The sequence below is a fragment of the Legionella steelei genome (genome assembly GCF_001468005.1).
GTDB lineage: Bacteria > Pseudomonadota > Gammaproteobacteria > Legionellales > Legionellaceae > Legionella > Legionella steelei.
This window is the reverse complement of the sequence record NZ_LNYY01000019.1, coordinates 379,092-399,714: the sequence shown is the minus strand read 5'-3', so window position 1 is coordinate 399,714 and position 20,623 is coordinate 379,092. Positions and strand designations below refer to the sequence as shown.

Below are 20,623 nucleotides of genomic sequence, written 5' to 3'. Positions count from 1 at the left end.
TTATATGGGAAAGGGTCACGTATTAGTCACCGGTGGTGCAGGCTTTATTGGATCTCATCTTGTGGACCGGCTTCTTGATCGAGGATATGAAGTTACAATTTTGGATTGTTTAGTGGATCAAGTTCATCATGATGAAGAAAAGGATTCAGAAGGATGGCCTATTTACTTAAATAAACGTGCTCGACGAATAAAAGGCGACCTTTCTTCAGAAGACCAATTTGAAAAGAATTTAAAGGGAATAACCCACCTTGTTCATTTAGCTGCTTCTGTTGGTGTGGGGCAAAGTATGGCTAATATTGTTGACTATACTAAAAACAATACTATGTCAGCAGCAGTTATGCTTCAAGTGCTTTCAAAGGGAAATCATTCAGTCAAAAAGATTGTAACTGCATCATCTATGTCTATTTATGGTGAAGGACAATATCGAACAGCCGCAGGCCCTCTGACATTTGCGCCAAGTCTTAGGAACAATAAACAGCTCAAAGAAAAAAAATGGGAACTGTATCACGATGGTGAGATCCTAATTCCTATTCCTACCACAGAAGAAAAACCATTAATGCCAGCGTCAATTTATGCAATTAATAAACGGGATCACGAAGAGATGTTCCTCGTTGTGGGAAGAGCCCTTAATATCCCTACTGTCGCCCTTAGACTTTTTAATACCTATGGTTCTCGTCAAGCCTTGAGCAATCCATATACAGGAGTGGGAGCTATCTTTATTGCTCGCTTGCTGAAGGATTTACCCCCTTTAGTGTTTGAAGATGGGAAGCAACAGCGTGATTTTGTGCATGTTAGCGATGTCGCCAATGCATTTGCTTGTGTCTTAGAGAATGAAAAAGAAGTATATGATGTTTTTAATGTGGGAAGCGGTTCTGCTGTGAGCATCCAGCAGGTTGCGGAAACGCTTGCAAGCCTAATGAATAAAAAAATTGCGCCTGTAATTTCAAATGAATATAGGGTTGGGGATATTCGGCATTGTTTTGCAGATATCAAAAAAATTGAGCGAGTTTATGGTTTTAAACCTCAAAAAAATCTTACAGAAGGAATGATGGAATTAATCAACTGGGTAAAATAAGTTCTAGGACCATTGGTAAAAAACTCTTTTGATTCATCAATAGTGGCGGGGAAATAGTTATGGCAGAACCTTACTTCATTGCTTTGACAACATTATATGCTTTTGCACAAATTATTTATTCGCTTTCTTTTCTTGTGGATTTATATTTATACTCCCGCCCCGTGAATTGGGTGGATACGAAAGAAACCATTGACCCTCGTGAGGATGAATTTCCTTTTATTGTATTGTTTTATCCGGTTTTGAAAGAACCAGAAGGAACAATGTATACAACAATGAAATCGTTTGAGAAACTGTATTATCCTAAAGATAGATACCGCATTATTGCAATTCCTAATTCGAATGATTTTGAGACGATAGAAAAACTGAGGGATCTACAAAAGACATTTGTTTTTTTAGAAATCATGGAGGTACCTCCTACTGATGATCCTTCTTGGCAAATCGTGTGGGACAACTGGAGTGCTAATGAAAAAGCGTACTGGTGGCATCTAGGAAAACACGCTGGGGTCACTAATCTCCCACCTAAAAAGACCCGCCAGCTCATTTATGCTTTTTATCACATTGCCCAGCAGTTTGATGGGAAAGAAGATTTTCTCGTTAATTATGTTGATGCAGACACGTGCTTACCTATAGATCATTTCCTTGACGCTGCAGTTGGCATTCGACATTATGACGTATTACAGGCTACAAATATTGCAGGCAATCTGAATCAAACATGGCCTTCAAGTTTTCATGCATTTGATCATATGTTATGGGATGGACTAAAATATCCTCATTTATCTGCTAATGGAAAGCACCCTTATTGGGTGTTAGGGAAAGCACTTTATTATAAAGCATCAGATCTACTCAATCTTGGTGGATTTCATCCTTGGATGGCAATAGAAGATCCTGAAGTCGGTATGCGATTTTGGATGAATGGAAAAAAACTTGGAATCATTGAAAAACCTGTTATTGAAGAAGTTCCCCTTACTTTCATGGGTGGGGTTACTCAACGAAAGCGATGGATCTGCGGATTTTTTCAAAGTCTAACCGAGCCGTTGTCACGCCTTGGTATGAGTAGACGTCAAAAAATTCTAGCATGGATGAACTTTCTACCCTGCCTCTGCCTATGGTTTAATATAATTGGCCTACCTACGGGGGTATGGGCCTTATTGGCCTGGATTCACAATCGCAACATCTTTCCCATGTGGTTGATCATACTTAGCATAATAAACATTGCAGCTTGTATTATTCAACAATCATTCCTTTATTACAAAACGTGGAAACGAACGAGTCTAGTGCTGGATAATCTGTCCTCGCGAATTTGGTACATGTTCCGAGTGAATCCAATTTTTGCCATGTTTTGGTGGTTTTTCTGGCTTGTTCCTATCACAATTGGGTTTAGTATGTATCTAGGGGAAGGAGGGCTTGTATGGATTCGTACTACCAAAACTAATGCAAACACCTCTTTGTTCAAGAAAAAAGTAGTAGATTGGTTCAAAAAAAGGAAATGATCAATTGGCATTGATGTAATGGGTACTAAAATGGCAGCGCCAGTTTCGGTTCTAATAAGAGGATTTGTGTTTTAAATAGTTGCTGAATGTGGAGCAAACTTTCTTTATCTACCGCCTCAAAGCGAGCCACCAAGCATGGAGTGGTATTAGAAGCACGTAGTATGCCCCAACCTGTAGCAAATTCAACGCGTACTCCATCAATAGTAATAATTTGTGCTTGAGGAAACTGTGCTTTCTCCCTAAAACGGTGCATAAACACAAATTTTTTCTCATCGGGCATAGCAATTTTTAGCTCAGATGTACCGACACTTTTAGGAATTAATTTAAATTGATCACTTGCTGTTAGATTAGATGAGGTAATGATTTCCAGCAAACGACAGGCACTGTAAAGCGCATCGTCAAATCCATACCAACGATTCTTAAAAAACAAATGCCCACTCATTTCACCGGCCAGGATAGCCCCTTCTTTTTTCATCACATCCTTCACTATAGAGTGTCCAGTAGGACACATTTTAGCTATTCCCCCTGCATCTTTAATCACTGCCGCCAAATTATTGGAACACTTAACATCAAAAACTATAACGCTACCAGGACATCTGGTTAAGAGTTCACGAGCATATAGCATCATCAAACGATCGGGATATATCGTTTCGCCAGTATTAGTCACTAAACCAAGTCTATCGGCATCACCATCAAAAGCAAAACCAAGGTCGGCCTTTTGCGCAATAACTTCATTTTTTAAATCAACTAAATTGTCTTCTATTGTTGGATCAGGATGATGATTTGGAAAACGACCGTCTACATCACAATATAGCGGAATGACTTCACAACCTAATTTTTCAAGCACTTGCGGGGCGACTAGTCCTGCAGTGCCATTCCCACAGTCCACAATAATTTTCAATGAACGCTTTATTTGTATGTCACTTACAATACGTTTTGTATACTCTTCCATGATATCTAGCTCTATTTCTTTACCACATCCATTAACTCGCTTACCCTCAGCAATCATGGTGTATAAAATACGAATATCTTCTTGCATTAAAGTCTTACCAGACAATACTATTTTGATGCCGTTATAGTTAATTGGATTATGGCTTCCAGTAACCATTACACCAGAATCAATACCTTTAGTATGTGTTGCAAAATACATCATTGGTGTGGTGACCAAGCCTATATCAAAAACATCAATGCCACTATCAAGCAATCCTTGTTTTAAGGCTAAAGCTAAAACAGGACTAGTTATGCGACCATCGCGAGCAAGTACAATTTTCTGACGTTGTAATTTACTTAAATAGTAACCTAAAGCCAAACCAATACTATAAAATGAGTCCTCATATAATTCTTTACCTATTATCCCTCTAATATCATAGGCTTTAAAAACAGTGCTAGGAACTTGTATTTGTCGGTACGTTGTTTTCTGGGATAATTTGATAGATTTGTCCTGATTCATCTTTTTTTACTCCCAGTTTAGGCTTTTTAGTGGTATTACATTTTATGTTGCTTTTTGTTTAAGTACTTTTTTTGAACTTTCAACGCCTGGTTGATCGAATCGATTAATGTCTCAGATAACAGGTAACATTTCTTTAGCAGAGGCTTTTGTAGCTGGTAAAATCGAATCCCTAAACCAGCAACAAGAAATACAACTTTATGTATTAGAGCTAATTTTGAATACATACTTTACTCCGAATAGCGACATTGTCCCAAAAAATATTTTATAAAAGCGTTGGTTTTGGCAAATATATAAACCATTTATTATACTATAGACTAATTTTTATTTTGTTGAACCACTCAATAAATAACCAATTTTCATATTCAATCAACTGGTTAAGATCATATGATCAACAAACAAAGGCCGCACATTGCAAATTGTGTCAGATTATTAAGAAGCACTAAAACAGCGAAATAATATCGAAATCATCCTCTCTGATGAGTTGCTTTGATACTAGGATATTGATGTATTAGCAGGGTTTTTCAGATCTTTCAGAGACTCTAGAAAAAGACTGCCAGCCCGGTTAGGATATCCTTCGTGAAGCATCCCGTGTCCTAGTTGTTGGTCAGATCGCCAGGCCCAAGCCACATAACCTATTCCCCACTCGTTGAGAATGGAGAGAGTATTCTTCAACCACTCCAATTCATGTTCTTGGTCTTCTTCTCCATTGGAAAGATAAGCTCCAATTTCTGTCACAAGAAGCAGCTTTTTATCTGTTTTTAAGACCTTTGGAAAAAGAGCCCATTGAAGGGCCTGGAGGATATCACCTCGTTCCCATAGATTGACAATGGAGCTCACTCCTCGGTGAGCCAGTCCCGATGATCCTCCTCCGGAATTTCGGTACAGGTGAGCCCCATAGATTAAATTGTTATCTTTCAAAGGATGTTTTTCAATCCATTCCAAGGTGGATGCAGGGTGGGATGGTGGTGGGTAGTCGAGATTGACCCAACAGTCATAATTCCATTGAACAATCACTGGATTGCTCGTCCGGTGACGGAGGATGGGAAGAACTTCTTCGACGAATTTGAACCATTCCTCCTCAGCTTGACTATCCCCATGCGGCTCGTTATATAACTCAAAAAGAACATTTGGATAAGCACCTAATTGGTCTACCACCGAATCCCAAAGAGCAATAAATTCAGAGCGATCTCGAACAACCTCGGGAAATCTCCCCCAAGGGGCCCATGGAAGGGACTCCTGGCCTGATTGGCGCCCTTGAACATTTTTCAGTGCAAAAAAATCAAAAATCACATAAAGATCTCTGTCTCCGGCCCACTTCACCGTGTCCTGTATCATTTGACGGTATGTCTCCTGGTAGGTCACCTCCCGATAAGGATCTTTGTAGGTAACAGGATTATTCTTCCACCAATCCACCACCGTGTGGAGGCGGACCACATTGAACCCAAGCTTTTTGTAGGAATCCAAGGTTTCCTTCACTACTTCTGGATCCCAATTGCCCATTCCTGAATAGAGGGGTAAACCCGGAGGATCCCAAGCCCCATCAGGCACATCAAGGAAACCATGGTGATTGATCCCACGCAAGATGATAGCCTGCCCATTGGAATCCCTTAAGATAGAACCATCCACATGCAATGGAAGGGTTTGAGCGAAGGAGAATCCCAGGGAAAAGAGGAATGAAAAGCCAATGAAGCTCCGAAAAATTGCTCGGCTCCTGTAAGAAAAAGTGACATTCCTCCGAAAAAATAATTTCATTTTCCCAGCACCAACAACTGACCAACTACCAAGATGCACCAAATAAAGGCTGTCGTTCTTGAAGGCAGATTCTTGTTTTCTACGATTTCCCCCAGTCCCGAATACTCTTGCTCAGCATTCATAACCGAACCTAAAAATTTCCTGACATCATCGATCGCTTGCATTTGTTTTCTCTGTAGATCGAGTTGATTTTTTCAAGGGCTGCACACCTTGCGGCATAGGAATCGTGTTTTTTTTGATGGCTCCATAATAGCCCCAAAGCAGATCGGCAGCAAAACTTCGATATGGGCTCCACTTCTTGGATCTCAAGTATAATTCTTCAGTTGTAGGACGGCTCGCAACACCGTCAAGAATTCTAATTGCTTCTTGCAATGCTATATCTGCAGCGGGAAATACATCGGTACGTGCTTCACACCACATTAAATAGGCTTCCGCAGTCCATCGCCCTATCCCCTTTAATGTTACAAGCTTGGCACTTGCTGCTTCATCATCAAGTCCTTTAAGCGCTTCAAAATCGATTTCCCCCTTTTCATACGCTTGAGCAAGTCCATGAATGTAGCGTGCTTTTGGTGCGGACAGACCATAAGTCTTTAGTTCTTCAATTGTTCTACTGAGAATCTGCTGTGGATTAACTATAACTAGTCCCATCTCAAGTCGATTCCAGATCGCATTGGCGGAAGCAACTGACACCTGTTGTTCCAATATAAGTCGCACCAGACCAGCAAAACCGCTTGCCCTTGTTCACCAATCCAATATAGGTATGACCTCATTTGCTCTGGCAAGAGAAGGATCCAGAAGACTTAGTGCTTGTCGAGCCAGTTGGATTTCAGCTTGAGATATTTTTTTTAACATGGCACGTTTTTCCTACTTCTCATGAAGAATCATATTTATAAATTTTTGTAAATTTGAGGGATAACAAAAGTCAGACTTTGCTATCGGTAATTATAAGCATCAGTCTTTGCTCGTAATTCTTATATATCAGCTCATCTCAAAGAAGATAAAAGACTTCGTTGGAGATTTTACCAGATTTTCTAGCTTTGATTAAAATTCCTCGCTCGTTGCCAATAACCGCAAAAGCCAGCTCCTTTAGAGCGTTATACTCATTATTTAATGAAGAGTAAAGAAATTCACCAAACTGATCTTTTATTACATCAAGTCTTCATTGAAAATGAGTGTTACTGCCATAATTACCTCCGAAGCATTTCTTGATAATTTTTTGTTTGTAAAGATGACTACTACTCCAACCTACCCCTATGTGATTGATTTTTTATCTATTTGATGTTATAATGCTCATTCAACTTAAGCCCCAGATTGCTTTAAAAGGCGTGTCCTCATTAAAAAAATAACAAGATAATCTGTTTCTCAGGAGTAAGTCATGTGGTTCACATTTGCTATTTTTGCTGCCATTTTATGGGGTTTTAATTACGCATTGGCTGAAAAAATATTAAACAGCATTTCCCCCGTGACTCTATTAGCATTGGAAATGACAATTGGTGCTGTATTGTTTACCTGCATTTCATTTTTTACTACTATGAAACGAGATGTTGAACTTCTAACAACAGATTCCGGTTTGCTCTTATTAACTATAGCCGAGATAGTAATCGTGCTTGTCGCCAGTTATTTTATCGCTGCCTCTATCAATCTTAAAAATGCTACAATTGCAGGTATCGTCGAATTAACGTACCCCATATTTACCATTATTTTTACTTGGTTTTTATTTAATCAAGTGCATGTGAATCTTTCAGTCATTATTGGTGGGCTCTTAATTTTCATCGGCATTTTAGTCATAGGCTTGGCATAAGAGTTCGCACTGTAGCCAGCACGCCATCCCTATATGTTTAGGTGATTCGTGACAAAACTAAATAACCATAAGCCCGGCATGCCACAACACCCATATCTTTAAGAACAAGGGATAAAGTATTTGTTAATTGAACTTACAGTGATAGGTTTCGTGAATGGACATTTTAGAGCATAAGAATTAATTCCGTAAATGTTGGGCTTAACAGCCCAGCCTACGGTTATTTAGCTTCTTTTGTTATTACCTATCCCGAGCCGGTGTATCCCAGGAATTTGTTGCCATTCCTACGAATGGCAGGAATGACAATTTAATCAAATGCCGTTAACGAATTGGTTGATCCATTTGACTCAACCAAAGTGTTTCATCACGTTCAGGTACTTTTTTAGGCGCTTGAAATAATAAAAGGCTACCCCTAGATTGATGCGAAGTAGATGTTGTAGCTAATCCTGTTTTGGAGCTGCATAGCGTTGTTACAATCATTCCGGCGTGAATCTGAATAAATTGTTTAAACAATGCCGTATTAATAAAGACCATAGCCCTTTTCTCAATAGCGGGATATTCCTTTATAAATTCAATAGCACCACGGAGCATTAAGCTTAAAGTTTCTCTTTTATAAATACTAAAATAAATGTGTTTTATTATATCAAGGCTCCCATGGAGCTGAGTACATGCTTTATTAAAATCAATTATAGCCTTTTGAATATTATTATTTTCTCTAATTCTTTTATATTGTTTTTTTGTGGGTACAATATTGTTTGCTGTCAGTATTTTCAAAGAATAGGCATAATTGTTTTTTTCATTACTTAAGCGTTTTTCATGAGGCACCTCATTTGTCTGATTTCTTTGAGGAAGTAATAGTTTTCGAAGTTGTTTTTCCAGCGTATGTAAAGTAGGCCTTCGTTCTGGTCGAGGAACTAGGCATGATTGAATGAGACGATTGATATCAGGGGAAGGCTTCTTTAATACAGATTGCATCATAGAAGCCAGCGCGTAGACATCCATGCTTTTTTTAGCAGGTATCGGCGTTTGTGACCAACACTCTGGTGCAATTTGTGTATATTTCTTTCTTTTTGATATCCTCTCTTCGTTTGTCTCTACAACAAAGATATCGGAATCGAGCAGCTTATTTTCCTTTATTGAAAGCCCACCATCAAGTAAATAACTCTTACCAGAACTCATGTCGTAATGGATATTATCTGCTTTTAAATCCAGAACAATAAATCCCTTATTATGACAATCTTTTAATGCTTCAATTGCAGAAATAAAAAGTTTTATTTGTTGTTTTTTGCTAGTGAAATGCAGACTCTCATAAGGTATGCCAGCAATGTATGGAAGCACCAGTCTATAAGTATCTTCACGTTTTATTAATTTAATATTCTGTGTGGGGTACAGAGTCTTGAAAAATTTATATTTATTATAAACTTCCTTATAATCAATATTATCCTGATCTAGAGGCTTAAGCACTGCTTGTGATCTTTGGCCATCAGCAGATTGGAACTTTCTTGCATTGGCGTATGTTCCAGAACCAATGGTTTTTACTGGATAATATTCCGTTCCTTCTTCGCTTTCATAACACGACTCCTCAGAACTATTATCATCGTCATCATGGAATTTATAGTTTTTTGGCATAATCCTTTGCCCTTATCTTCATTAGCTCCCACATCAATTCTGCGCATTTTATAGAGCAAAGTCCATTAAGTGATAAAAAAAGCATATGCTGATTTTTTAATGAACTCAAATCACTGGATATATATCCACATAGAAAAGAGCTATTAACACGGCACTACTATCCAGCCTTATTTTTGAAAGGAAACTTGAGTTAAACCATCATCCTCCTCAACTTTTCTAAACTCCGAACTTGACACTTGATCTGATTTTAAAGAAGTCTCTGCGCTTAAAGCAGCTTCTCGTTTAGCTTGTCTTTGCTTTTCAGGATTTGGTTGCATATGTATATTTTGATAAAGCGGGACAGCTGGACCAGTTGGTTCAGTTGGTTCAGTAATGGAAGACTCAATTTCCTCAGATGAATTAACACAGGTATTATACAATAACGCGCCTAGCCCCGTTACAATTGGGACACCTGCTCCAATTGCAGCACCTATCGCAGTACCAATACCCGGAGCAATAAGTGTACCTATAAATGCACCAAGACCTGCCGTTGCTGCCATTCCAGCAATAAATAAGAGCACATCGTATGCAATGTCAAAGATAGAAACTTCTTCAATTTTTTGCGCTTCTGTATTTGTTACTGACTTTCCCTTTATGCCAACTTGTTCTCTTTTTAAAGGAGAAGCATCTCTATGAATAGGTGTAGTATCATTCGTGTTCCCTGTATTCCTTGATACAGGAACAGTTTGCTCACTATTGTCATGTGATGGGCTATGAACTTTCGTAAGTGTTAACGCGTCATCCTCTATATGACTTGTTTCTGGTTTTTTTTCAGTACGCTCTGCATTGCTATTAAAGGCCTCATTAATCAAAGCCATACAGGAATTTGTTGCTTTGATACGATGCCCACTAACAGCGGGGAACTCTTTTTTAATATCAGAAAATAAACGTTTTTTTCTTGCGCTATCACTATCAATGGTTAGTTCTGTTTGTTTTGAATTACTGTCGTAATAATAAAGCTTATCTCCATGTAAAACATAAATATGCTGGTAAAGTGAATTATCACCAAGCGGTGTCCTGTCACTTAAAGTGAGTAATTCGCATCCGAAATGCTTTGGCATTGAAGCAAATAACTCTTTAAGATTAACTCCCATATCATGGCTATTTAAGTCATCATTCTTTAGTTCTTTAGCAACTTTTTCCAATCCGTTTCGGTCACCATATAACCAACAAAAATAGCAAATTACTTTCTTAGCTCGATGATCTAATGGTGATAATTTTTCAAAAAGATCGTGAATAATTTGTGATGCTTGCTGTTTGGTTACTTTATTAAAATCTGCGGAATTATTGTGTTCGTTTAGGATAATCTTGAAATTGGCATTTTTTATGAAAGATGCATATTCATCACTAGGTAACTCAAGCAAAAGTCCAGTAAGTGTATGGTACTCTACAGTCATTTTCTTATAGAGATTCTCTTTAATATCAACTGGTAAATTAGGATTTTTTTGCCCTACAACCTTCAGCTCTTTATGTCTATAACGTGCAATAATCTGTGTCAGATCCTCCGACTGAAGTTTAAGCGGTCGGCTTAAAAAATCTTTATTGTCTGGATTATTGATAATATGAAATAAATCAGTCACAGCAGTTTGCGTGCAACGAGCAAAACCAGCGGAGCGATCACCCAGATTTTTTATTACCTGCGCAATAGTTTTATCTTGAGGTGATGTCAGTTGTAATAATTGATTTTTATATTTTTCAGGTAAGCTTCCTAAATAGAAACAGAAGGCTTCATAAGCTAATTCAGCCTCAACTGTGGCATATTCTTCAGTACCGCGAAGATTTTTACTGCCCAGAGCCAGTCCATCAATTAATTTGTTCAGAACTACCAGGGGTGGAGTTCCGTTTTCATTAACGTTCAAAATATCAACTAGAAGCTGTTGTAGATCGTTGCTTTTTTGATAAATAGCGCTTCTTAATTGTGTATTCGAATCAAGGTAATCATAAAATTGCCTATGCAACGAAAAAGGAAAGCGGGCAATTTGGTTCACATCAAAAAGAGTGTCACCCTCTATGGTAAAAGATGCGAGCTGGCCTGATACTTCTTCTGTTATTACTTCATCGGCCGGATCAAACATGCTGAATGGAGAATCGGTGACATTACACTTCAGTACAGGTACAGGCCTTGGGTTGGAGTGTGTGTTATAAAGGACATCAACTTTCAGTTTTTGTTTAACACCAGGCAACAAAATCTTACAGATATCGTGTAATGAATCAGGTTGAAAGAGCTCATAAGCTATTTTCCAATAGAGCGCATTACAAAGGCTATCAGGTGTTTCTGTGTAGCTAAGGCAAGTATTCGCATTGCGTTTTTCTCTTTCTGCACACAGTTTTTTAAAACCTTCTTGTAAGTCACCAATACTCGTCTTTTTATGATCAAAAAGCGCTCGTAATTTTTGTTTTTCCTGAGCAAACTCCTGATCAAAAGCAGCTCTTCTTAAATCCGCAATTGTTGTTAGAGGGCGTTCCTGGTGCACACTAGAACTTGCCAAAATTTTCTTTATATTGATTATTGTTGTTTCGTCAGAAGGTTCCTTATCTAAAAAATCCTCAAGTTGCTCTTCAATCTTGTTCGACTTAGATTCACTTTTTCGTTTAAATTTCATTGGTGATAATGATATTTTTTTAAGCTTTTTAAACCTGGAACTTTTTTCAGATATGATTGTTTCTGTTGGTACGGAGTCCTGAATATCTTGCTCTAGCCCGATCTGTGTCGTTTTCTTTTTATGACTTGGTCTTAATTTTTTAGACACACTAGGTACATGTAGTTTAGGTAAGTGGCTTGCTCTATGCTTCTTGCTTTTTACCACTATATTTTCAGTAGGTACATATTCCTGTGCATCCCACTCAGGTACGGTCATGACATGTTTCGAAGGTGATTTTTTGTAAGTAATTGTCTCACTCTTTGTCTTAGCGAGCTCTCGATGACTATGCTCGCGTTTCTTCTCCTGTTCAACAGGAAAAGTTTCCATCGAACCCATAGTTTCGGTTTTTAATGGTTTGGGTAAAGTTAATGTTTTAAAGGCTTCAATTGCGTTGGTAATATTCTCATCTTGATTTTCTGGAAATATTTTTCCTATAAAATGAATAATTAGATTACATTCGGAACTGACATCTTTGTTTTGATCATACCTATTACAGTATTCCTTATATATTTCATTAATATGCTCAATCAAATACCTCGCTCTGATGTTTTGGATTTTATGCATGTAAGCGCTAAGGTATTCTTTGATATTTATTGTTACTCCAAGAGAAATTTTCTCACTTTCAAAAATTGTATTTGGATATTTTCCAAACATATCAATTATTTTTTGGAGATAATCCTCCATTAATCCCGCATTAAAGAAATCCTCTATTGAGTTGATTTTAAGATGATTAATTTCATATTTTATTGACAGGCCATATTCTTTTAGGGAATCTCTGTGGCTGAATATTTTAAAATGGCTACCTTTTATTGCATATAAAATATCAACAATTTTGGGGATTCCTCGCAAGCAATTTGGAAATAGTTTTTCAATTCCTTGCGGTAGTTTTTTGAGCTCCAACGCCAATTGATGCGAAATGTATAGAGTAGCCATTTATATTTCCTTTTACTCAGTTGGTATATCAAGAGTAACATTTATAATGTTAAAGGAACGTTTCATTGACTACGTATTTTATGATCCTATATCCGTCAGATTTATTTATGAATAAAAAATAGAGGACGTATTTCTTAAATGAGGCTTGGATGCCTCACAAATTTTCAGCAAATGTAGGTTGTACTTTGACTCAATGACACGGTCTATTTTCACTTAGGCAAAATGAATAAAAGATAATTGGCAACCGTGTCCCTGCTCTTTTTTATGATATGCGCGACGACAACTGAAAAAACGTGCCTCATCTTGGTAAGTATCTATATCTACAAAAGACACCTGCTCGATACCTAAATTGATTAATTTCTTATATACATACATCCTTAAATCAAACATATAGTGATCTTTATTTACTGAAGAATTGAAATATTCTGAGTACATGGGGGAGTCACTGATGATTTGTTTATAGAATTCAGAATCCACTTCATAAGATGGCTGCGTAATGCAAGGACTAATTACAGCAGAAAGGTTACCCGGGAAAACACCCAGCGAAAACATCGTGTGTACGCAAGATTCTATAATGCCTGCCCTTGCAGAGCGCCAACCAGCATGCGCTATGCCAATGACTTTTTTATCGTGATCAGCAAATAAAATAACTGGGCAGTCAGCACTTAACGCACCGAGAACAATATTCCTATTTTGAGTCACCATAGCATCAGCATGAATTGTTTCCTCTGCCCCCCAAGGTTGGTCAACAATAATCGTTTTGTTACTATAGCAGTCAGTAAAAAGTACGAGTTGAGATAATGACTTATTGATGTGTGACATAGCCAATTGCCTGTTTTCTCGTACGACTTTTTTATCCTCTTGAAAATAAGAACAGTTCAATGAAGCATATACGCCCTCGCTGACTCCTCCAGTACGGGTGAAAAAACCATGCTCAACGAAATTAAGATTTGCAAACGATGGATCAACTATGATTTCTATTTTATTGTTCATCAAGTAGCCTTTAAGGTTTCATCCACATACAACATTGAAGAACTGACTTTATAAGAGACAATCCTGCTCAAGATAGCAGTAGAATCTATGATTCAAATTTCCAAGTATATATTCTATACTTTTCAAATTGCCAAAATCTAATTCCTTAGTAATTACTTGATTAGAAGCAAGCTCTTTCACCTATTCTCAACGGCAAAAAACAGTGCAACTGATACAGAGGGACAATGGACAGTCAATTATCTTATTTTCTTCATCTTTCCAGCATCATAGAATCAATGCCAGATGCTTTGGTTATTATTGATAATAATGGGCGAATTATTTTAATTAACGGCCAAACAGAAAAATTATTTGGATATGCACGGACTGAATTATTGGGTCAACATGTGGAACAATTAATGCCCAAACGCTATCACAGCAAACATGTACACCATCGTGATCATTATTTTGTAGCACCCAAAATGCGCTCCATGGGTTCAGAATTAGAGTTATTTGGCATAAAAAAAAATGGCACTGAATTTCCTGTAGAAATAAGCTTAAGCCCACTTAAAACAGATGATGGCACTTTTGCCCTCGCTGCTGTACGAGACATTGGCATCCGTAAAAAAGTCGAAGCAAAATTTAAATCCATTTTAGAAGCCACCCCTGATTGTTTGGTTGTTATTAATAATGAGGGAGAAATTGTCTTAGTTAATAATCGTACAGAACAACTGTTCGGGCACAAACCCAATGAACTCATTGGCCAAAATATAGAATGCTTAATACCTGAACGCTTTCATGGCAATCATGTTCATCATCGTAATAATTATTTTTCTGAGCCACGAGTAAGGCCTATGGGCGCAGGCTTAGCGTTATATGGACAGCATAAAAAGGGACATGAGTTTCCCGTTGCGATTAGTTTAAGTCCATTGGAAACCGAGGACGGTTTGTTGGCTTTAGCCGCTGTACGTGATATCTCGGAACAAAAACAACTCGAAGAGCAATTACAAAGAAAAAATAAAGAACTCGAGCAACAAAATCGTTTAAAAACTGAATTCCTGGCCAATATGAGTCATGACATCAGATCTCCCCTAACAGGGGTTATAGGAATGTCAAAATTATTAGAGGACATAGTCGAAGATCCTAATCAAAAACAATATGCCCAATGGTTAAGCGATAGTGCGAAACAACTTCTAAATATGTTAAACGTAATATTGGACACAGTTTCGGCAGAAAACGTCAATGAAGCAGCGTTACACGAAGAACCTTTCGAGCTCAATCAAATCATTCAAGAAATTTTACAACTTGTACGCCCCTCTACGATAACAAAAGGTATTGATTTAAAAACTCATATAGATGAGAACATCCCTCCTTCTTTAGTCGGTGATCACCTGAAACTACGTCGCATTTTATTAAATTTGCTTGGTAATGCGATTAAATTTACAAAGGTAGGCCATATTACGATTGAGGTAATGCTCCTCAAGCAAATGAAAACACACGCATTGCTACACTTTAGTGTCACCGACACAGGTATTGGTATTCCTTATGAACTACAAGATAAAGTATTCAATAAATTTTTCCGTGGCACCCCCTCATATAAAGGAGTATATAGAGGACATGGTCTGGGTTTACACATCGCACAATCTTATGCAAATTTATTAGGTGGACAACTTCTATTAACGAGTGAACCCGGTGTAGGAACGACGTTTTATTTTGATCTCTTATTAAAAATTGGCGATGACAACCATAATCAAATGTTATTAAATAACAAGGAAAAATTACAAGTAACTCCCACGCCTCTACGTTCTGAAGCCCCCTCAAATGCACCAAAATTATTGCTTATTGAAGACAATTACATTGCGTTGGTTTCTCTTGAAAGTTTAGTTAACCAAGCAGGCCTTCGCTATAGCAGTGCTAACGATGCAGAACAAGCACTGGAGCTGGCTAAAACAGAAACATTTGATTTAATTATTACAGATCTGGGACTTCCAGGCTTATCAGGCCTCGAGCTCACACAAAGAATAAGAGCGCATGAAAAAAAACATCACAAAATACCCGTTCCGATTATTGGACTAACAGGTCATGATGAAAATAAAATAAAAAATAAATGCATCAAAACAGGGATGAATGCCGCTTTTACCAAGCCATTAAACTTAGAAACTCTAGAAAAAATTAAATCAACTTACCTTACAACCACAATGCAAACCGCCAGTTCTACTCCCAAAAATAAGTCAAAAAAGCTTGGTCCTGATTTGCCTGATACAGAAGAAGAACTATTTAAACTAGATGTCTTTCTATTATTAGATGCTGATAGTGCGCTGACAAGCATGGGTAATAATGCGACCTTACTCACTCAGAATTTAAAGTTTATGATGGAACAAGAAATACCCAAGACAATTAAGGCCCTGGAAAAGGCATATGCTTCTGGAGAATGGGAATCAATTGAAAAGCTTGCCCACCAAATGAAGGGGGGCTTAGTTTATTGTGGCGCTTTTAAATTAATCCATGCCTGTCAATATCTTGAACGATATCATAAAGCCGGGTATCAAAAATTTCTTGAACCACTTTATAAACAGTTATGTGAAGTAATTGATGAAACTAAAGATGCAATCAATCAATGGCTTTCGCGTTAATTCGTATAAGCATCTTTTCAATTTATAGAATTTTTTACTCTAACCTCAAGACAATTTTTTTGAAATGGAGGTTTTTATGTTGATTCGACTCTTGGTCATTGTAAATTTTGAATTCTTGTATTGTAGTAGAGGATTTACTCTGGCTGAGAGCCCCCTATTTCAGAGAAAATAAATCGAGTCATTTATATCACTTTGGATGGGTCCGCTGGCAAGATGTTTATCAAAATCACCAAAATTTTTCAAAATTTTGGCAAAAACACGCCAGCAAAATTGCTTTTTAGGGAGACCCTGCGGGCAATACTCCTATGTGGCTTCCTATTATCCTTACAGTTTCAATCTTAAAATAAGGTGCAGCTTGGTTGAGGTGTAAAGAGCTGGTTTTCAAGCATAGAAGCGCATTGATTCAGCAAACGCAAAATCATTTGCTCTTTACTTTCAGTGGCGGTAAAACTAAAAAAACGTAAGTTATAGCCAGATGTATTAGCCAATGCATGCTTCAAGCCAGTTTGGAAATCGTGCAGCATGCCTGTGACAATTCCATTAAAATAACCTGTTTTGATGTTTTTTTTACTTTTTTTATCGCTAAGAAAAACCAGCATATCACCTACATCGTCTTTGATCTGCTCAATGTCTTGTTCACTAATAGAGGTCCTTAGGGAATCACTCTCATCATTAGAAGTAATAAAATAAGAAACTGCCAATGCAGAACTCTCTAGTATGTCTGGTTCGCGTGGCAGTGTAAATTTAATCTGGTTATGGTTGGTATAGAAATACAGCACTTCATACAATTGTACTAATAAGATACCAATACTGGCCGTTTTTTCGACTGAATCTGATATTTTAGGTAATTCATTCTGCGCAAAAACAGTTATAAAATGTATTATTTTTAGAGGGTTTACTGAGCCCAAGTCTATCGTTCTTGTTCTTAGGTAGTCATTGAATGACTCGCGCGCTTCATTTTTGGTTGCTACTCTATCAGCATTCAGAAAGCGTTTGCATACTAGCATGGCCTGATGATTGCTAAAACGAAGCAAATAGTGCAGTATTTCATTCGGCAGACTATCAAAAGGATTTATAGCATTGGATGGTACCATTGCAGTTGTTTTCATTTGCCTCCGACTTGGAACAGTTACAATTTTTTCAAGCGCGAATAGTACCATGATGCTCCATAATTGTACATTAATTACGAGTGTACTAGCTCAGATAATCAATCAACTTCAACTTACAATGTCAGCCTGAATGCATTTCATTTTATGATGTTTTAACGTAGTCTATAACACTTGTGGTATAATTGCCCCCAAAGAGAGCATATTGGGCAACAAAATTAACATCCTGTTCCCCTTTGCAGATACCAATAAATAAAGGAAACAGCATGAGTTTTAAGTCCCTAGGTTTAATCGAGCCATTACTTCAATCCATTAACGAATTAGGTTATAAAGAACCCTCTCCTATTCAAGATCAAGCGATTCCACAGATATTATCAGGTAAAGACGTTCTTGCCTCAGCACAAACAGGAACAGGTAAAACTGCAAGTTTTGTATTACCTCTTTTGCAAAAGCTTAGCTCAAAGCCTCGAGCCAAAAGCAATAGGACATATGCGCTCATTCTAACGCCAACACGTGAATTAGCGAACCAAGTACATGAGAGTATTCTGCAATATGGACGTCATTTATCACTACGCTCCGCTGTAGTCTTCGGTGGAGTAAAAATTAATCCACAAATGATAAGACTACGTTCTGGTGTTGAAATATTAGTTGCCACACCAGGTCGTTTACTGGATTTGCATCAGCAACGAGCCATTCAGTTCGATCAAGTTGAAACCCTTGTTTTGGATGAAGCCGATAGAATGCTGGATATGGGATTCATTCATGACATGAAACGAATCATTAATTGGCTACCCAGAAACCGGCAAAATCTACTGTTTTCTGCGACGTTTAATGATGGCGTTCGCAGTCTTGTAAAAACCATTTTTGATCAACCTGTTGAAATCGATGTTACACCTCGAAATACAACTGTAGTAAAAATCCAACAAACAATACATCCAGTCGATAAAAGCCGAAAAGCAGCCTTACTTAGCCATCTGATTCATAAAAATAAATGGGGCCAGACTTTAGTATTTTCAAAAACGAAACATGGCGCAAATAAGCTGGTTAAGCAATTGGCTGAAGCACAAATTCATGCTGCCGCCATCCATGGCAATAAATCGCAATCTCAACGTACCAAGGTTTTAGAGGAGTTTAAATCAGGAGAATTGCACATATTAGTAGCTACGGACATTGCTGCTCGAGGAATCGATATTGATCAATTGCCTTGTGTGGTTAATTTTGATTTACCTCAAGTAGCGGAAGATTATGTCCACCGTATCGGTCGAACAGGTCGCGCAGGCGCAACCGGATTGGCCGTTTCTTTAGTATGTGCTGATGAGATACATCAATTGCAAGCCATAGAAAAACTAATTCAGCGTCAATTAAACCGTATTGAAATAGAAGATTTTGAACCAAAACACAATGTACCCCAAACCAATATCGCTGCAAAATCTAAAAAACAGTCCCCTGCTAAAATGAAAACATCGTCTCCATCCAACAAATCCAATAGAAAACCATTTGCAAAAAAATCGGATAGAACGCGCTCTAAGTCGTCTTAGCAAACGTAGGCCTGGCCTACAGCGACCAGGCTACAACTTACCTAATGAAAGCATACAATAATTCTGTATCTACATATTGTTATGGAGGAAAGTAGAACTTTGACTTTCTTGTGTACTACACCACTCTAAATAGCTTCTTTTTATTTCCTGAAACTGCGTTAAAGCTTTTACAAAAATGGCTACATCCTCGGTAGTTGAGGCAGCTAAAAGCGCTTCTGTAGTAACATTAGGCATTACCATTTCATCACTTGAAATATAGTGAGGCTCCTCGAGAATTCGCTCCATTTCTTTTTCTGCTCGTAAATACTCATCTACAAGCTCTTTTACTGAGTGTCCAGGAATTGCGTTCGAATTAAGAATTAAAACGGGCAGAAAATTTTCACGCATTAATAAGTATTGCAATAACACCATGGAATAAGTTCGACCTACCCCATCTTGAAAAGGATGATGCAATACTGTGTGCTTTAAATAAGTAAATAGAGCAGCCAGCTTGTCTTCTTTTGTTATGGCATTATCTAATGACTGTCCTAATTGTCGAATATGCTCTGTGCATACATCATGTAAAAATTGACTGCTGTCGAACTGTTTGTTTTCTCTGGCATTATAATAAATGACAGCACCATTATTGAAGCAGCTCCATATTCTATTCGCTAAAACAAAAGTATCCTCATTAAGAAAACTTGAAATCCTTTCATAACTCCCATCTTTTTCTATTATAATATCAACACCAGCTGTTCCCATGCGTTCCTCTACAGATTTTAGGTAATTAATCGTTTCGATTAATCCCTCTAGCGAATCCCCTTTAAGATCCATTTGCCATGAGGCTCCGTTGGCACGAAATTCGCCTGGAGTTTGCGTCAACATTTTCCTCACACCTTGAGTGCACGTTTTATGTAACTCTTTAATAAAATCCAATGTAAGGGGTTGCTCAGACAATAGATGCTCAACAATCAGACAAAACCCATTGGTTACATTGAGTAAATAACCTGGCTCATTATCCTCAAATCCTAGCCAGCCTTGGTGTTTGTTAAACAGCGAAGTAATGTGCTCATCTTTTCGATCGGTGACATGAAATAAATCGTCTAGTCCCTTTAAAACTTCCTGGTCGCTCAATCGTTCTGCAAGCATATATACATGGCCTATGGTAACGTCTTTTACCATCTCTTGAATTTCAGAAACCGGGATCTTTTTTGCCTGTTCCTCAGGTACAGCGTTCATTTTCGCATACAATTTGCGATATAATTCTTGCCGATAATCATATCGCACGCGCTCTACAAAAAACCGCCAAAATTCTTTTTCTGGGAAATTATCAAAAAATCGTTTTAGATTATTTTCAGAGATTACGGAATCTCCTGTACGAAAAAATCTTAGCTTTTGATACATGATGCTTAATAATTTAGAAGGAAATTAATATTAGTATAGATTAAATAACGAACAACCTGTTTATTTTTGCGATACCAGGAGATGGTATTTAGAAGTAGCCTCTGAAATCCAAATACTTTCTCGCCATCATTTAAGTACGATTAACTCCTATGAAAGTGAGACGCAGCAAAAAAATATGGGCTACCT

General features: G+C 37.7%; 13 protein-coding genes. 5 read left to right on the top strand and 8 right to left on the bottom strand.

The genetic code is table 11. The features are described 5' to 3' along the window. Positions 1-4 precede the first annotated feature (4 nt). Positions 5-1,075, top strand: coding sequence for an NAD-dependent epimerase/dehydratase family protein (locus tag Lste_RS05940; protein ID WP_058510139.1), 1,071 nt, complete (start codon positions 5-7; stop codon positions 1,073-1,075). 59 nt (positions 1,076-1,134) lie between these two features. Continuing rightward, positions 1,135-2,565 carry a glycosyltransferase family 2 protein gene (locus Lste_RS05935; RefSeq protein ID WP_058510138.1) on the top strand — a complete coding sequence of 477 codons (1,431 nt, stop codon included), beginning with the start codon at positions 1,135-1,137 and terminating at the stop codon, positions 2,563-2,565. 25 nt (positions 2,566-2,590) lie between these two features. Here the strand turns inward: Lste_RS05935 and Lste_RS05930 are convergent, their stop codons facing one another. The 3 genes from Lste_RS05930 to Lste_RS05915 all read right to left on the bottom strand — a co-directional run bounded on the left by Lste_RS05930 (position 2,591) and on the right by Lste_RS05915 (position 6,481). Next, positions 2,591-4,015 (bottom strand): phosphomannomutase/phosphoglucomutase, encoded by a 1,425-nt coding sequence (locus tag Lste_RS05930; RefSeq protein WP_058510137.1) that lies wholly within the window; start codon positions 4,013-4,015, stop codon positions 2,591-2,593. A 492-nt stretch (positions 4,016-4,507) separates the two neighbouring features. After that, positions 4,508-5,767, bottom strand: a complete 1,260-nt coding sequence (locus tag Lste_RS05920) for a glycoside hydrolase family 5 protein (protein WP_058510135.1) — start codon at positions 5,765-5,767, stop codon at positions 4,508-4,510. Between the two features lie 147 nt (positions 5,768-5,914). Further along, positions 5,915-6,481: a DNA-3-methyladenine glycosylase family protein gene (locus Lste_RS05915; protein WP_272947114.1), complete on the bottom strand. Its 567-nt coding sequence runs from the start codon at positions 6,479-6,481 to the stop codon at positions 5,915-5,917. 661 nt (positions 6,482-7,142) lie between these two features. On the opposite strand from Lste_RS05915, the gene Lste_RS05910 reads away from it, so the two are divergent. Next, complete coding sequence (locus Lste_RS05910; RefSeq protein WP_058510133.1) at positions 7,143-7,568, top strand: DMT family transporter; 426 nt, start codon at positions 7,143-7,145, stop codon at positions 7,566-7,568. Between the two features lie 318 nt (positions 7,569-7,886). Here the strand turns inward: Lste_RS05910 and Lste_RS05905 are convergent, their stop codons facing one another. The 3 genes from Lste_RS05905 to pgeF form a co-directional block, all read right to left on the bottom strand. Further along, entirely contained in the window at positions 7,887-9,194 is a 1,308-nt protein-coding gene (locus Lste_RS05905) for a protein kinase domain-containing protein (RefSeq protein WP_058510132.1), read from the bottom strand. Between the two features lie 167 nt (positions 9,195-9,361). Continuing rightward, complete coding sequence (locus Lste_RS19465; RefSeq protein ID WP_058510131.1) at positions 9,362-12,808, bottom strand: glycine zipper family protein; 3,447 nt, start codon at positions 12,806-12,808, stop codon at positions 9,362-9,364. Between the two features lie 213 nt (positions 12,809-13,021). Continuing rightward, positions 13,022-13,801 (bottom strand): peptidoglycan editing factor PgeF, encoded by a 780-nt coding sequence (gene pgeF / locus Lste_RS05895; RefSeq protein ID WP_058510130.1) that lies wholly within the window; start codon positions 13,799-13,801, stop codon positions 13,022-13,024. A gap of 224 nt (positions 13,802-14,025) precedes the next feature. On the opposite strand from pgeF, the gene Lste_RS05890 reads away from it, so the two are divergent. Then, positions 14,026-16,410, top strand: coding sequence for a PAS domain S-box protein (locus Lste_RS05890; protein WP_058510129.1), 2,385 nt, complete (start codon positions 14,026-14,028; stop codon positions 16,408-16,410). Positions 16,411-16,748: 338 nt separating this feature from the next. Here Lste_RS05890 and Lste_RS05885 read toward each other — a convergent pair whose 3' ends face one another. Further along, positions 16,749-17,519 (bottom strand): F-box protein, encoded by a 771-nt coding sequence (locus tag Lste_RS05885; RefSeq protein ID WP_237760438.1) that lies wholly within the window; start codon positions 17,517-17,519, stop codon positions 16,749-16,751. Positions 17,520-17,782: 263 nt separating this feature from the next. Between Lste_RS05885 and Lste_RS05880 the strand changes: the two genes are divergently transcribed. After that, positions 17,783-19,054: a DEAD/DEAH box helicase gene (locus tag Lste_RS05880; protein WP_058510128.1), complete on the top strand. Its 1,272-nt coding sequence runs from the start codon at positions 17,783-17,785 to the stop codon at positions 19,052-19,054. A gap of 69 nt (positions 19,055-19,123) precedes the next feature. On the opposite strand, the gene Lste_RS05875 is transcribed toward Lste_RS05880, so the two are convergent. Beyond that, positions 19,124-20,437 (bottom strand): hypothetical protein, encoded by a 1,314-nt coding sequence (locus Lste_RS05875; protein ID WP_058510127.1) that lies wholly within the window; start codon positions 20,435-20,437, stop codon positions 19,124-19,126. Positions 20,438-20,623: the final 186 nt, after the last annotated feature.